The 14,550-nt window shown below is 70.1% G+C and carries 9 protein-coding genes, 2 tRNA genes and 1 pseudogene; 8 read left to right on the top strand and 4 right to left on the bottom strand.

Annotated features, from left to right (window positions below):
- Positions 1–9: 9 nt before the first annotated feature.
- From gyrA to ACFV88_RS12580, 3 genes are all read left to right on the top strand, one after another.
- Positions 10–2,628, top strand: a complete 2,619-nt coding sequence (gene gyrA, locus ACFV88_RS12590; protein ID WP_385489311.1) for a DNA gyrase subunit A — start codon at positions 10–12, stop codon at positions 2,626–2,628.
- Positions 2,629–2,645: 17 nt separating this feature from the next.
- A complete protein-coding gene (locus ACFV88_RS12585; RefSeq protein WP_385489308.1) occupies positions 2,646–3,371 on the top strand; it encodes a DUF3566 domain-containing protein in 726 nt (241 codons plus the stop codon).
- 116 nt (positions 3,372–3,487) lie between these two features.
- Positions 3,488–3,561 (top strand) — tRNA-Ile (locus tag ACFV88_RS12580).
- 737 nt (positions 3,562–4,298) lie between these two features.
- Here the strand turns inward: ACFV88_RS12580 and ACFV88_RS12575 are convergent.
- A complete protein-coding gene (locus tag ACFV88_RS12575; RefSeq protein WP_385489305.1) occupies positions 4,299–4,862 on the bottom strand; it encodes a DUF6344 domain-containing protein in 564 nt (187 codons plus the stop codon).
- A 329-nt stretch (positions 4,863–5,191) separates the two neighbouring features.
- Between ACFV88_RS12575 and ACFV88_RS12570 the strand changes: the two genes are divergently transcribed.
- Both ACFV88_RS12570 and ACFV88_RS12565 read left to right on the top strand, forming a co-directional pair.
- Positions 5,192–5,320: a DLW-39 family protein gene (locus ACFV88_RS12570; RefSeq protein ID WP_003999697.1), complete on the top strand. Its 129-nt coding sequence runs from the start codon at positions 5,192–5,194 to the stop codon at positions 5,318–5,320.
- 141 nt (positions 5,321–5,461) lie between these two features.
- The gene (locus ACFV88_RS12565; protein ID WP_385489302.1) at positions 5,462–6,904 is read left to right on the top strand and encodes a hypothetical protein; all 1,443 of its coding nucleotides are present in this window, start codon (positions 5,462–5,464) and stop codon (positions 6,902–6,904) included.
- Between the two features lie 143 nt (positions 6,905–7,047).
- On the opposite strand, the gene ACFV88_RS12560 is transcribed toward ACFV88_RS12565, so the two are convergent.
- Both ACFV88_RS12560 and ACFV88_RS12555 read right to left on the bottom strand, forming a co-directional pair.
- Complete coding sequence (locus tag ACFV88_RS12560) at positions 7,048–8,787, bottom strand: protein kinase (protein ID WP_385489299.1); 1,740 nt, start codon at positions 8,785–8,787, stop codon at positions 7,048–7,050.
- 45 nt (positions 8,788–8,832) lie between these two features.
- Complete coding sequence (locus ACFV88_RS12555) at positions 8,833–9,381, bottom strand: helix-turn-helix domain-containing protein (RefSeq protein WP_385489296.1); 549 nt, start codon at positions 9,379–9,381, stop codon at positions 8,833–8,835.
- A 176-nt stretch (positions 9,382–9,557) separates the two neighbouring features.
- Between ACFV88_RS12555 and ACFV88_RS12550 the strand changes: the two genes are divergently transcribed.
- Positions 9,558–9,630, top strand: a tRNA-Ala gene (locus tag ACFV88_RS12550).
- Positions 9,631–9,715: 85 nt separating this feature from the next.
- Here ACFV88_RS12550 and ACFV88_RS12545 read toward each other — a convergent pair.
- Entirely contained in the window at positions 9,716–11,125 is a 1,410-nt protein-coding gene (locus tag ACFV88_RS12545) for a PLP-dependent aminotransferase family protein (protein ID WP_385489293.1), read from the bottom strand.
- Between the two features lie 133 nt (positions 11,126–11,258).
- Between ACFV88_RS12545 and ACFV88_RS12540 the strand changes: the two are divergent.
- Positions 11,259–11,655 (top strand): annotated as a pseudogene (locus ACFV88_RS12540) (ISAzo13 family transposase); the annotation flags it as partial.
- A 1,110-nt stretch (positions 11,656–12,765) separates the two neighbouring features.
- Positions 12,766–14,373 carry a class I tRNA ligase family protein gene (locus ACFV88_RS12535; RefSeq protein WP_385489415.1) on the top strand — a complete coding sequence of 536 codons (1,608 nt, stop codon included), beginning with the start codon at positions 12,766–12,768 and terminating at the stop codon, positions 14,371–14,373.
- The last annotated feature ends 177 nt before the right edge of the window (positions 14,374–14,550 follow it).

Raw genomic sequence — 14,550 nt, 5'->3', positions numbered from 1 at the left:
GCACCAGCAATGACCGACCAGAACCCCGAAGGCACGCCCGAAGCCGAGGGCATCGTCATGCGCATCGAGCCCGTCGGGCTCGAAACGGAGATGCAGCGCTCGTACCTCGACTACGCGATGTCCGTCATCGTGTCGCGCGCGCTGCCCGACGTCCGCGACGGCCTCAAGCCCGTGCACCGCCGGGTGCTGTACGCGATGTACGACGGCGGGTACCGCCCCGAGAAGGGCTTCTACAAGTGCGCCCGCGTCGTCGGCGACGTCATGGGCAACTACCACCCGCACGGCGACTCCTCGATCTACGACGCGCTGGTCCGCCTCGCGCAGACGTGGTCGATGCGGATGCCGCTGGTGGACTCCAACGGGAACTTCGGCTCCCCGGGCAACGACCCGGCCGCCGCCATGCGCTACACCGAGTGCAAGATGGCGCCGCTGTCCATGGAGATGGTCCGGGACATCGACGAGGACACCGTCGACTTCACGGACAACTACGACGGCCGTTCCCAGGAACCGACCGTCCTGCCGGCCAGGTTCCCCAACCTGCTGATCAACGGCTCCGCGGGCATCGCGGTCGGCATGGCCACCAACATCCCGCCGCACAACCTGCGCGAGGTCGCGTCGGGCGCCCAGTGGTACCTGGAGCACCCCGAGGCGAGCCACGAGGAGCTGCTGGACGCGCTGATCGAGCGCATCAAGGGCCCCGACTTCCCGACCGGCGCCCTGGTGGTCGGCCGCAAGGGCATCGAGGAGGCGTACCGCACCGGCCGCGGCTCCATCACGATGCGCGCCGTGGTCGAGGTCGAGGAGATCCAGAACCGCCAGTGTCTGGTGGTCACCGAGCTGCCCTACCAGGTCAACCCGGACAACCTCGCCCAGAAGATCGCCGACCTGGTGAAGGACGGCAAGATCGGCGGCATCGCGGACGTCCGCGACGAGACCAGCTCCCGCACCGGGCAGCGCCTGGTGATCGTGCTCAAGCGGGACGCCGTCGCCAAGGTCGTGCTCAACAACCTCTACAAGCACACCGACCTCCAGACCAACTTCGGCGCCAACATGCTGGCCCTGGTCGACGGGGTGCCGCGCACGCTCTCGCTGGACGCGTTCATCCGCCACTGGGTGAACCACCAGATCGAGGTCATCGTCCGCCGGACCAAGTTCCGGCTGCGCAAGGCCGAGGAGCGCGCGCACATCCTGCGCGGTCTGCTGAAGGCCCTGGATTCCATCGACGAGGTCATCGCCCTCATCCGTCGCAGCGACACCGTCGACGTGGCGCGTTCGGGCCTGATGGGCCTCCTGGAGATCGACGAGATCCAGGCCAACGCCATCCTGGAGATGCAGCTGCGGCGCCTCGCCGCCCTGGAGCGCCAGAAGATCGTCCAGGAGCACGACGAGCTCCAGGCGAAGATCGCCGAGTACAACGCGATCCTCGCCTCGCCGGTCCGGCAGCGCGGCATCATCAGCGAGGAACTGGCCGCGATCGTCGAGAAGTTCGGCGACGACCGCCGCACCCAGCTGGTGCCCTTCGACGGTGACATGTCCATCGAGGACCTGATCGCCGAAGAGGACATCGTCGTCACCATCACGCGCGGCGGTTACGTCAAGCGCACCAAGACCGACGACTACCGCTCCCAGAAGCGCGGCGGCAAGGGCGTGCGCGGCACGAAGCTCAAGGAAGACGACATCGTCGACCACTTCTTCGTGTCGACCACCCACCACTGGCTGCTGTTCTTCACCAACAAGGGTCGCGTCTACCGCGCCAAGGCGTACGAGCTGCCCGACGTGGGCCGGGACGCACGCGGTCAGCACGTGGCCAACCTGCTGGCCTTCCAGCCGGACGAGGCGATCGCGGAGATCCTCGCCATCCGCGACTACGAAGCCGCGCCCTACCTGGTCCTCGCGACCAAGGCCGGCCTGGTCAAGAAGACGCCGCTGAAGGACTACGACTCGCCCCGCTCCGGCGGTGTGATCGCGATCAACCTGCGCGAGACGGAGGGCAGCGGCGACGACGAGCTGATCGGCGCCGAACTGGTCTCGGCCGAGGACGACCTGCTGCTCATCAGCCGGAAGGCGCAGTCGATCAGGTTCACCGCGACGGACGAGGCGCTGCGCCCGATGGGCCGTGCCACCTCGGGTGTGAAGGGCATGAGTTTCCGCGAGGGCGACCAGCTGCTCTCGATGAATGTCGTTCGGCCCGGTACGTTCGTCTTCACCGCAACCGACGGCGGGTACGCGAAGCGCACCCCCGTCGACGAGTACCGCGTCCAGGGACGCGGCGGCCTCGGCATCAAGGCCGCCAAGATCGTGGAGGACCGCGGTTCGCTGGTCGGTGCGCTGGTGGTCGAGGAAACGGACGAGATCCTCGCCATCACGCTCGGCGGCGGTGTGATTCGCACGCGAGTCAACGAGGTCAGGGAGACGGGCCGTGACACCATGGGCGTTCAACTGATCAACCTGGGCAAGCGCGACGCCGTCGTGGGCATCGCGCGCAACGCCGAGGCCGGTCGTGAGGCCGAGGAGGTCGACGGCGCGGACGCCGAGGACGGCGTGGGCGTCGAGACGACCGCCGAGGCCCCGGGGACCACCGGCGCGGACCAGGGCACGGACGAGGGCACGGTGCCCGCGGCCGAGTAGCGCGAGGAGTGTGACACGTGAGCGGAGCCACGGGCGCCGGGGCCGCGGGCCAGGTGGGACCGACCGGGGCCGCGGGCGCCGGATCCACCGGCGCACGCGCCGCCTCGAAGGGCGGCGCCCGGGGCTCCGCCGCGGGTTCTCCCGCCTCTGACGAATCCCATGTCTCCCAGGGGGGAACAGTGACGGACACCCGAGGTCCGCGGACCCAGTCGTACGACGGGCCCGCCGGGGCCCAGGAGGGCGCTGAGGGCGCGCTCCCGGGCGAACGGCTCCAGCAGCCCGCCGGCCAGCCCTACCACCCGCCCCAGGCGTACCAGACGCCCCCTGCGGGCGGCGTGCGCAAGCCGCGCACGGGGGCGCGTACGGAGCCCCGTACGCGCAAGGCGCGGCTGCGGGTCTCCAAGGCCGACCCGTGGTCGGTGATGAAGGTCAGCTTCCTGCTGTCCATCGCCCTCGGCATCTGCACGGTCATCGCCGCGGCGGTGCTGTGGATGGTCATGGACGCGATGGGCGTCTTCTCGACCGTCGGCGGCACGATCTCGGAGGCCACGGGCTCCAACGAGTCGAACGGCTTCGACCTCCAGTCGTTCCTGTCGCTGCCGCGCGTCCTGATGTTCACCAGCATCATCGCCATCATCGACGTGGTCCTCGCGACCGCGTTGGCCACGCTCGGGGCGTTCATCTACAACCTGTCCGCGGGTTTCGTCGGCGGTATCGAGCTGACGCTCGCCGAGGACGAGTAGGTCGGGCCGTACGGTCCCGCGAGCCGGTGTGCACGGGCCCCGCAGGGGGCCCGACCATCGATTTTGGGACTGGGCGCGACGTGCGCTAATCTTCAGAGGTCAGCGCGCAGCGCGGAGGGGCTATAGCTCAGTTGGTTAGAGCGCATCCCTGATAAGGATGAGGCCACAGGTTCAAATCCTGTTAGCCCCACAGTGGCCGGAAGGCCAATCGAACGCCTGGTGGATCGTGAAGATCCGCCGGGCGTTTCTGCTTGCCCGGGTGTCCCGTGCGCCGGGGGTTCCGGCCAGTGACTGGGGTGTCCGCGGGCATGCGGAAGGCGCGTCCCGGTCAAGGACGCGTGGCGGGGGGCCCGGAAGGCCGCACGGCGGGGCGCGGTGGCTCGTCGCCGGATCGGCGAGGGCGCTGCCGCGGGTGCCGTGTTCGTGTTCGGTGGTGCGGCGGGTCGGTCGGTGACCCCGCGGGACCTTCTACGGGGACGGGTGCGCGTCGGGGCGTACTGGTTGCTCCGGGCGGGCCGGTTGCTCCGGGTGGTGCGGTGCGGGAGCCGTCCTGCTGCGGGTGTGGAGCGCATGCCGTACGGGTGGGTGCGGGTACCGGTGCCGGGCGTCGTGACCGTACGGGCTCGTCGGTGCTCTCCCGTATCGGAGGTGACGCGGCCTCAGGACCTACGCCCAGGTGGTGCAGTGCAGACAGGTGGTGCGGCTCGGTCAGGTGGTGCGGTTCGGTCGGCGCGGTCGTGGCGACGGTGTGCGGCTCCGAGGGGCGGGGCCGTGGTCTCCGTACGCCGGGGGACCGGGCGCGGTGCAACGCGTTCACGGGACCCGGTGGGGTCCTCGTACCGTCGCGGTCGGTTCCGTTCCTCGCCGCGTGCGGTCGGGTCCGTCGTCGGACGGGACGCCGTGTGCGGACGAGCGCGTGGGTGCCGTTCAGCGGAGGGACGGCAGGCTCGGCGCCGGGGCGACGGGTGCGCTGCCCGGGGCGAACGAGGCGGGGCCGGCGTCCGGGCGGCCGTGGTGGCTGCCGGCGGCGTGGCCGGCGTGGCCGGAGGTGTGGGCGTGCGGGCGGGTGTGGGGGCCGGAGTGCGTGGTGGGTCCGGCGGCGCCGTGGGCGTGTTCCTGCGTCGTGGTGTGTGCGCCGGCCGGTACCGGTGGGGACGCATGGCCGCCGTGCGACTCCAGGGTGGCGTTCACCATCTCCGTGAGGGCCGCGTCGGAGTCCGGCGACGGTGCGCAGTGCCGGCAACTGGGCGAGGACCCGTGGGCCTCGGCGCGGATGCGCTGCTTCATCGTCGGTGGTAGGGACCTCGCGTACCGCGGGGGCGCGGCGACGGGGACCCGGGCTTCCCGGACGGCCGGGGTGCTGTTGCTGGACCCGCTGGTCTGGTGTACCGGGGCGGCAGCGGCGGGGGATGCGAACCCCAGGGCGGCGAGCACGGCGACGACGGCGGTGATGAGTGCCGTCCACAGCGCCATGACCTTGTTCTTGGCCATGATTCCCTCACTTTCAGGTTGGGCGATTTGCGTACTTTCCTCATCATGTGTATGTGGGGACGGGAGTGAAGGACCGACGGGGGTGGCGCGTTGATCTTCAGATGAACACCACACGGATGGGGGTATTCGTCCAGAAAAGTGGGCCGAGGAGGCGAAAGTCACCATGTGGTCCGACCGACCGGAGTGCCTCCATCCACTCGCCGTCGTTGCTTGGGCGGTGTCCGGGGCGGGAGTTGGCCCCCTCCCGGCAGGTCACTGATCGATATCGGTCGGTGTGTATAGTCGGGCGCCAGAGGTCCCCTTACGTCAAGGAAAGACGAGGTCGCGCGGTGAAGAAGCTTCTCCTGGTCGCACTGGCCGCTATCGGCGGGCTCCTCGTGTACCGCCAGATCCAGGCGGATCGCGCCGAGCAGGATCTGTGGACGGAGGCGACCGACTCCGTGCCCACGGGTTCGTGATCAACAACACCCTTCACTCTGAAGGCCCCGGCCGCCCGAGCGGCCGGGGCCTTCGTGCGTTCCGGCGGGTCCGCCCCCCGGTGCGCGTGCGGGACGGCACGGCAGTCGGGACGACCAGGACGGACGAGGGGTGGGCGCGTGATGGCGCGGCCGGTGGGTCAGCTGGGTCGAGGGGCCCGTGGGGTCCGTGGGGCGCTGGCCGCGGGGGCGGCGCTGTGCGCGGTGGCGGCGGTCTCGGCCCCCGGCACCGCCGCGGCGGACGGGCGACCACCCTCGTACACCTTCGACGAGGACGCCCAGCGGGTCGAGGGAGCGCTTGACACCACCAGGGCGCTGCGCCTCACCCCCGGGAAGACGTACCGGAGCACGGTGCCGCGGGCGGGCAAGTTGTACTACCGGTTGGAGCTGGGGGCGCGGGAGAGCGCGTACGTGTCGGCGACGGTCGTGCCCACCACCGGGGCGAAGGTCTCCTTCAAGGACGGCTACTCCATCGCCGTGCAGGACGACAACGGCATCAACTGCTCCGCCGACCGGGCGCGTTTCGGCTCCTCGACGAGCCCCCGTCCGCTCACCGCCTGGGCGGCCCGGCGGGCCGGGGCGAGCACCCTCAGCTGCAAGCGGGCGGGCACGTACTACGTGGTGGTCGAACGGCAGAGCGAGGAGGCGTCGCCCCGGGACCCCTGGGACCTCGAACTCCGCTTCTCCATGGAACCCGCCCTGCGCGGCCCCGCCCCCAGCGCCACCCCGACGGGCTGGCCGTCCGAGCCGCCCGCGCCGCTGACCGGTACCCCGAAGGAGCGCGAGGGCGGCACCGGGTTCAGTGCCGCGCCCCGCCTCGACCAGGGGGTCTGGCGCGACCGCATCCGGCCCGGACAGACGCTCTACTACTGGGTGCCCGTCGACTGGGGACAGCAACTGACCGCGGAGGTGGAACTGGGCTCGGCCACCGCCGGCGGCTCCGGGGGCGGCGGTCGCGGACTGGGCAGGTACGTGCCCTCGGCACTGGGCGTCTCCCTGTTCAATCCGGCCCGCGGCCCCGTCGACCAGACCCAGAGCACCTATGACGGCCGGCAGAAGAAGGCGGTCATCGGGCCGCTCCCGCCGGTGCGGTACGAGAACCGGTACGCGGTGTCCGACGAGGTCAGCGGGGTGCGGTTCGGCGGCCGGTACTACCTGGCGGTGCATCTGAGCCGGGCCGTGGCCGAGCGCTTCGGGGACGGCCCGCTCGGGCTGACGCTCCGGGTGCGCGTCCAGGGCGACCCCGGCGCGGGCGGCTCGCAGTCCACGTACGACGGGCAACCGCTGCCCGTCGACGAGTTCGAGGTCGTCGACGCGGCGGAGCCGGTTCGCCGGGAGGGCGGCGGGGGCACCGGGACCGGGTTCGCGCGGGGACCGGTGATGAAGACGGTGGCCGCCGGGGCCTTCACCGCGGGAACGGCACTGGTGCTGCTGCTCGTGGTGTGGACGGTGGTGGCGCGGCGCCGGGCCGCCGGGGGCAAGGGCGCCGGCCGGGCCGGCACCGACGGTGACCCGGAGGCCGGGGCGGAAGCCGGTACGGAGTCCCGGGTGCGTTCGGGCCGCTGACGGCCGGCCCATCGCGGTCGCTCGCGCGGGTCGGCCGGTCCACCGGGGTCGCTCGCGTGGGACGGCCGGGTCGCCCGGGGCGTGGGCGTGGGTCGGCAGGGTCGCCCGGGGCGTGGGCGTGGGTCGGCAGGGTCGGCGGGGCGTCAGATGCGGCCCAGGGCCCAGATGCCCACCGCGAAACAGAGCAGGGCCAGGGCGAGCACCGGGAACGTCACCTTCGGGGGCGGTCCCGGTCGACGGCGACGGCGGTGTCCCGGGGGCGGAGCGGTCACCGGGCGCGCGGCCCGCACGGCGCCGGCGGTGTACGGAGCGGTGGCCGCCGGCTCCCCGTGCCCCTGCGCGGTGTCCGCTCCGGCGAACGCGACCGGATCGGTGGGGCGCCCGGTGTACCCGGGGGGTACGGGGTACGGGGCGGGCCGGGAGTAAGGGGGGTAGCCGGCCGGGGGCCGGTGCGGGGTGCCGGGTCCGGCCGGGAACTCGTGGTGGGCCGCGGACTGCGGGGGATCCTGCGGGCGCGGTGGATGGGGGTCCGGCGAGGACGGGGACTGCGGGTAGTAGGGCGTGTGGGCCGGTACGGGCGGGGCGGGCGCAGCACCTCCGGACGCCTGACCGGTGGGCGGTTCCGACGGGGCCGGTGCGATGGGGGGCGGGGGCGGGAGGAGGAAGCTCCCCGTGGCGGACACGGCGGACGCGGCGGGCCGCGGCCCGGTCGGAGCGCCGTGCGGGACGCCCGCGGAGGTGCCCGGCCCCGGGGGCGTCCCCGGCACCGGGGGAGCGGGCGCCGGGGCCGGAAGGGGTGGGTAGGGGGCGGACGTCCAAGGAGCGGGCGGCGGTGTTCCGGAGCCGGTGGGGGTGGGGCCGGCGCCCGGGACCGCTGCCGAGTCGGTGGTGGGAGGGGAAGCGGGGGTCGGACGGGGGTCGGGGGTGTGGCCGATGCTCGAACGGCCGGCGGTGTGCAGGTCACCGGGCTGGTGCAGGGCGTGGGGGGCGCCCTTCGCACGGACCTCGGGACCCTCGGGGCCGAAGCCGGTCGGCAGCGGACCGATCTGGTCGAACACCTCCACCAGTTCGTCGTCCGGGCCGGGCTCCGGCAGCATCTCGGCGGCCGACACCAGGGCCTTGCGGGCGCCGGTCGCCGTACGGAACCGGGCCTGCGGATCGGGCTGGAGGAGTCCGGCGACGACCTGCCACAGGGGTTCGTCGACATCGCGCGGCGCGGAGGGGGTGCCGTGCGCGGCGAAGTGTTCGATCAGTGCCTTGGCGTCGGGCTTGGCCCCCTGGAGCAGATACAGGGCGACCAGCCCCACGGCGAAGAGGTCCGCCGGGAAGTCCGGCTCGGCACCCAGCATTTGCTCGGGTGCGAAGTAGCCCGGGGTGCCCACCACGTAGTCGGTCTCGGTGAGCCGGGGCTCCCCCTTGCGCATCGAGATGCCGAAGTCGGACAGCCGCAGGTGCGGCCGTCCGGACCCGGTCGCCTCCAGCAGCACGTTGGCCGGCTTGATGTCCCGGTGCACGACGCCCTCGGCGTGGACGGCGGCGAGCCCGGAGAGCAGCTGGTCGAGGAGGGTGCAGACGAAACGGGGCGGCAACGGGCCGTAGTCCCCGATCAGATGGGCCAGCGAGCCGCCGGCGACGAGGTCCATGGTGAACAGGACCTTGTCGTCGTCGGCGGCCCAACTGGCGGGAGCGAGCACATGCGGATGGTCGATGCGGAGCGCCTGCTCACGCACGAAGCGCAACAGCGTGTGCGCATCGCTCTGTTGCAGGACCTTGGCGGCGACGTACCGGCGCCGCCGGTGGTCCCAGGCGCGCCAGACCGCGCCCACTCCCCCGCGTCCGATCGGATCGACCAGTTCGTACCGGCCGGCGAAGACCTCGCCCATCGTCGTGTGCCGCTCCCCGTGATGTGCCTCCGGCTGAGCCTCGGCTCAGCTCTGGTGTGCCTGATAGTGGGCGACCGCGTCCGCGGTGCGTCCGGCTCCGTACACGCGGAGGAACTCCGCCAGTTCGGGGTGGGTGGAGGCGAGGGAGTCCGCAGCGTTGATGATGTCGCCCGCCGCCGCCACCGAGCGCAGCAGGGACTGGATCTCGCGGACGACCCGCTTGACGGTGGGCGCTCCCGAACTGCTCGTGGTCTGGGAGGTGTTGCTCAGCACGGAACCGCCCTGGGACTTCTTGATCTCGTCCATCCGCTCGGTGGCTTCGGCGGCGCTGACGCTGCCGTCGGCCACCTGGGCGGCGAGGTCCTGGAGCAGTTGCACGCGCTGGACGACCGCAGGGTTGCCGATCTTGGCGCGCTGCCCGCTCATCAGCTGGGACAGCATCGGCGCCGAGAGTCCGAGGACCCCGGCCAGCCGGGCCTGGTTCAGCCCGAGATCCTCGATGAGCCTACGGAAGAGCGCCCCCAACGGCTCCCCGTACCAGTTCCGCTGAAGCTCCCTCGCTCTGGCAGTGGCTTCCTGCTGTGCGGCGTCCATTGCGTCTCCCCATCGCTTCCCCAAGAACCGCGGTTCGCTGTCGCGAAGCGCGTGCGAGCATCCTACGGAGAGTGGTCGTACACGGGGACCCCAATCCTTTTGCGGGATCCGGGGGGTAACCCGGTACCCTGTTCAACGACGCGGGCTCGCCCCACCAGGCGATCCGCATCCCTTTCGGGGCCTTAGCTCAGTTGGTAGAGCGCTGTCTTTGCATGGCAGATGTCAGGGGTTCGACTCCCCTAGGCTCCACCGTGAGAAACCCCCTCCACCTGCGGAAACGCAGAGGGAGGGGGTTTTTCCATGCGGGCTCACCCTGCGGACTCACCAGGTGGGCTCACCGGGTGGGCAGGCCCTCGCGCAGGCCCTCGCCCAGCCTCTTCGCGCCCTCCATGAGTTCGGCGTGGTCGGCGGTGGCGGCGAAGCCCACCCGCAGGTGGGGCGCGGGCGGCTCGGTGGCGAAGTAGCGCCCGCCCGCGCTCACGGTGACCCGGTGCCGGCGGGCGGCGGCGGCGACCGCGGTGTCGTCCGTGTGGTCGGGCAGCCTGATCCACAGGTGCAGACCGCCCGCGGGCACCCCGGTCAGCACGCAGTCCGGCGCTTGTCGGGCGACCGCCGCGGCCAGCAGTGCGCACCGCTCGCGCAGCTCTTCCGACAGGCTGCGCAGATGCCGGTCCCAGGACGGCGAACTGACCAGTTCCAGCGCGGCTTCCTGAAGGGGCCTCGTCACGAAGAAGTCGTCGACGAGCCGGACGGCCCGCAGCCGCTCCATCACCGGACCCCGTGCGATCAACGCACCGATCCGCAGGCTCGGGGCCACCGGTTTGGTCAGTGAGGTGACCTGGATGACGGTGCCGTCGCGGTCCTCACTGATCAGTGGGGCGGGCGGCCGGCCGCCGTGTCCCAGGTGCCGTGCGAAATCGTCCTCCACGACGAAGGCGCCCGCCGCCCGTGCCACGTTCAGTACCTGCCGGCGTCGCTCGGGCGGCAGGACGCTGCCGGTCGGGTTGTGGAAGGTGGGCTGGCAGTACAGCAGGCGGGCGCCGGTCATCGCGAAGGCGTCGGCCAGCAGATCGGGCCGGATGCCGTCCTGGTCGACGGGTACGGGCACCGGCCGCAGCCCCGCCGCGCTCGCCGCGGCGAGCGCGCCCGGATAGGTGGGCGACTCCACGAGTACGGGGCTGCCCGGTCCGGCGACGGCCCGGAACACGACCGACAGGGCGCTCTGGCCGCCCGCGGTGATCAGGACGTCGTCCGGCTGTGCCCCTGCTTGGGCCAGGTCGGCGAACGCGGCGCGCAGTGCGGGCAGACCGGTGGCCGGCGCACGGTCCCAGGCGTCCGGCCGGCGGGCGGCCCGCGCCAGTGCGGCGCTCAGGGCGCGGGTCGGCTGGAGGGAGCGGTGGATGTAGCCGCCGTCCATCGTGATGCTGCCGGCCGGCGGGGGCAGGGAGTCGTGGATCGTGCGGGTGTTGACGGTGCGGTCGGTGAGCGCGACCGTCTGCCACCCCGTGTCGGCGGCCTCCGCACGGGCCGAGGTCCGCGGTGCGACGTAGGTGCCGCTGCCCGGCCGCGTCACCACGGCGCCCTCCGCGGCGAGCAGGGCGATCGCGCGTGCGACGGTGGCGGGTCCCACGTGGTACCGCTCGATCAACTGGCGGCTGCTGGGCAGCCGGTCGCCGGTGGACAGCCCGGTGACCAGCTCGCGGAGCTTGGCCGCCAATTCATGTGAAGTGCTACCGCTGGACATGGTGGAGCATGGTAGTGCTACGGGGGAATGCGGGTGCCTGCGGGTCGGGTTTCCTTTCTCCTACGCGGTTCGACACCGGGGGTTTGCCAAAATTAAAGGTGTTATTTCCCGTTCTAGCGCTATTTGATGTGGTATCTGTATCGTGGACGAGACCTGTCACCAACTCGCTGTGAAGTTAGTGGTGTTGTTCCCGTCTCTGGACGAGCGGCGGCATCGGTTGTTGGTGACCGCCGAGGCGCATGTCCTGGGCTGTGGCGGTGTTCGGGTCGTCGCTGCGGCGGTCCGCAAGGGCGTGTTCGAGTTGGAGGCAGGCGAGGGCCCTCTGGGCCGGCTGCGGCGTTTCGGGCGAGGGCCGCAAGCGGGTCGCGGAAACCAATCCGGGCCTGCGACCGGCTCTGCTGGCGCTGGCAGAGCCGGAGGAGCGGGGCGATCCGATGTCACCGTTGCGGTGGGCGGTGAAGTCGGCCCGCGCCGTCGCCAGAGAGCTAACCCGGTCCGGGCACCGGGTTAGCGCAGACACCGTCGCAGATCGCCCGAGTCCCACAGACGCCGGTGTGGGAGTGAAATCAAGCCCTGTTGAGCGCCCCTGCGCTGACTCGTATGTCCCCGCGGCAACTGACGGAGCTCACGGAGGCTCTGACTCCCGACACGGACGACCAGCATGGCCCGTCCATGCCGGCTTGCCTTCTCGATCAGGTCCTGGCCACCGCACCCGCACCTCGCCCTGGCCGCGGAACCCCTTTCCGTGCTCTTCGGAAGCAGTCACACAGCCATGCCCGCACCCTGTTGAAGATCAGAAAACCACATACAGCACGACATCGCCGCTCGGAGTGAAGATCACAAAAGAAAGATCAAAAAACGTGTTGATGATCTGCAATGCCTTAGATCGGGAGACGGTCAGCCACCCTTGGAGTCTTGCCGAAAAGCACCCATGCCGGGCTGGTTACCCACCACTCATCTCCAACATTTGAGTCGAGATGGTTACGTTCACGTCGTCTTTCGTGTAAGTATGTTGATGGCCGCACAGCGCGTTCGTCTCCCAACTTGGCGTGCAGCCAGAGCTGTTGACGACAGGAAGAAAACGTGGGTCATATAGCCCCAGGAAAGGGCCTCATACCCGACGTGTGGGTCATCGTCACAGAGCTTCCAGCAATGAGCGCCCTGCAGGAGACCTGAACCTCGCTCACGATCAATCAGCTTGAATACAGGGTGCGGGTCGAAGTGTGGGACGATTCCCCCTCACTTCCGGTGACTCCCTCCTTTCCGTCAAGCCTTTACTGGGGAGACGGGCATGGTCTCCTCTTCGTCGAGACGAAGGGGTAGCGGCCAGGACCATGCCGGCGGACGGTGAGAAGATTAGCTGGGCTGATTTCTCGACGGTGCGACGTGGTCGGCGGGATACTGATTTAGTCCTGAGCTTGCGATCACTGGGAACGGCCTCGTTTGTGGTCCGATGCGCCAGAAGTTCTATTGAGAGCCGCGGTGCGCCTCGCTGACACTGCCTGGAGAGAGCAGCAAAGCCAGCTCGCTCGCAGGGCACCTCGCTTCTGCCTGTAGGGGTGAGCTGCTTCACTGATCAACTGGTGCCGTCACAAGCGCAGCCCCTGGAACCCCTTGATTGGCCGAGCCACGTCAAGTCTATGCAGCGGGCGCGGATCGGACGTTCCGAAGGTGCGAGCGTCGCCTTTCGGTGTGCCGAGGTGGAGAACAGGATTCGCGTGTTCACCACTCGACCGGACACCCTTTACGGGGCAACGTTCCTTGCGGTGTCGCCTGAGTATCCCGACCTTGACCGACTCGTCGAGGGGACGCCACGGCAGGCAGCGGTCCGTGAATACGCCAATGCGGCACGGCGGGCCGGTCACGCCGACCGGGGGAACGATGAGCGGCCGAAGACCGGAGTCCTCACGGGTCGGCATGCGATCCACCCACTGACCGGCAACAAGATCCCCGTGGTGGTGACCGACTACGTACTGATGGAGTACGGCACCGGAGCCATCATGGGTGTGCCGGCGCATGACGTGAGGGACTTCGACTTCGCGGAGGCGCTGGGTCTGCCGATCCAGCCGGTCATCGCTCTCGACGACGGGACCACACCTGAGTTGCCCTTCGTCGGTGAGGGCGTGGCGATCAACTCTGCCGAGTTCGACGGAGCGTCCAGCCGGGACGCGGCTACGGGAGTGGTGGCCAAGCTCGCCGAACTAGAGCAGGGTGAAGAGGTCGTCAGCTACAAACTGCGGGACTGGCTGCTGTCCCGCCAGCGGTACTGGGGATGTCCCATGTTCGTTGACTCTTCCTGGTACTACCTCCGGTACTGCGATGCGAACAACGGCAGTGAGCCGTGGAGCCAGGAGGCGATGCGTGCCTGGATGCCGGTCGACAAGTACATCGGTGGGGTCGAGCACGCCATCCTGCACCTGCTGTACTCGCGTTTCCTGTGCAAGGCCCTCGCTGATCTGGGGCACCTGCCCGTGGAGGAGTCCTTCGGTAAGCTCTTCACTCAAGGGATGATCACCAAAGATGGCGCGAAGATGTCTAAGTCGAAGGGCAACGTCGTCTCGCCTCGGACCATCGTGGAGAAGTACGGCGCCGACACGGCCCGTTGCTATGTCCTGTTCATGGGCCCTCCCGAGCACGGCGCGGACTGGTCCGATGAAGGACTTGAGGGGGTGTACCGGTTCTTCAAGCGGGTCTGGCGGTACACCGACGCGATCACCGGTGCCGACTCGGACTTCATCGGCAAGGCCCCGGACTCCGAACGGGATCTCGCGCTGCGGCGCAAGACGGCCGGGGCCATTCAGAAGGTCACGGAGGACATGTCGGGGCGGTTCGCTTTCAACACCGCCATCGCCGCCCTGATGGCACTCTCGAACGATTGCAGCAAGGCGCTGCAGGACGGCATCGCCAAGGAGACGGTGACCGAGGTCGTGAGCACGCTGGCCTCGCTTTTGCTGCCCTTCGCCCCTCACATGTCTAGTGAGATTTACCACCGGCTGACCGGCAAGCGGGTGTGGGAGGAGCCCTGGCCCGTGGCTGACGAGTCGCTGCTTCGCTCGGAGACGATCGACCTCATCGTCCAGGTGAACGCGAAGACACGGGGCCAGCTGAGCGTCCCGGCCGACGCTTCTGAAGAGGAGATTCGGCAGGCCGTCCAGGCCTTCCCCGTGGTTCAAGCGGAAGCAGCGGGTCGGAGCATCAAGCGGATCATCGTCGTACCAGGGCGACTGGCGAATGTACTGATTGCTTAGCCGCGATCCACCGACGCAGTTCGGGGAGTGATCTGGTGGCCGGTTTCCCGCCGGTCTCAAGTCGGCGGTTGGGCATAGGTGGGTTGGAGGGCGGGCCGCCTAGGGGGGGGGGGTGTAGGGGGACGCGTTGGGGGGCGGTGAGGGGGAGGGAGTGTGACGGGGCGGGGGCGGGGGCTG

Origin of the sequence: Streptomyces sp. NPDC059816 (assembly GCF_042732055.1) — a bacterium.
Taxonomy (GTDB): domain Bacteria; phylum Actinomycetota; class Actinomycetes; order Streptomycetales; family Streptomycetaceae; genus Streptomyces.
This window is presented reverse-complemented; position numbering and strand designations above follow the sequence as displayed.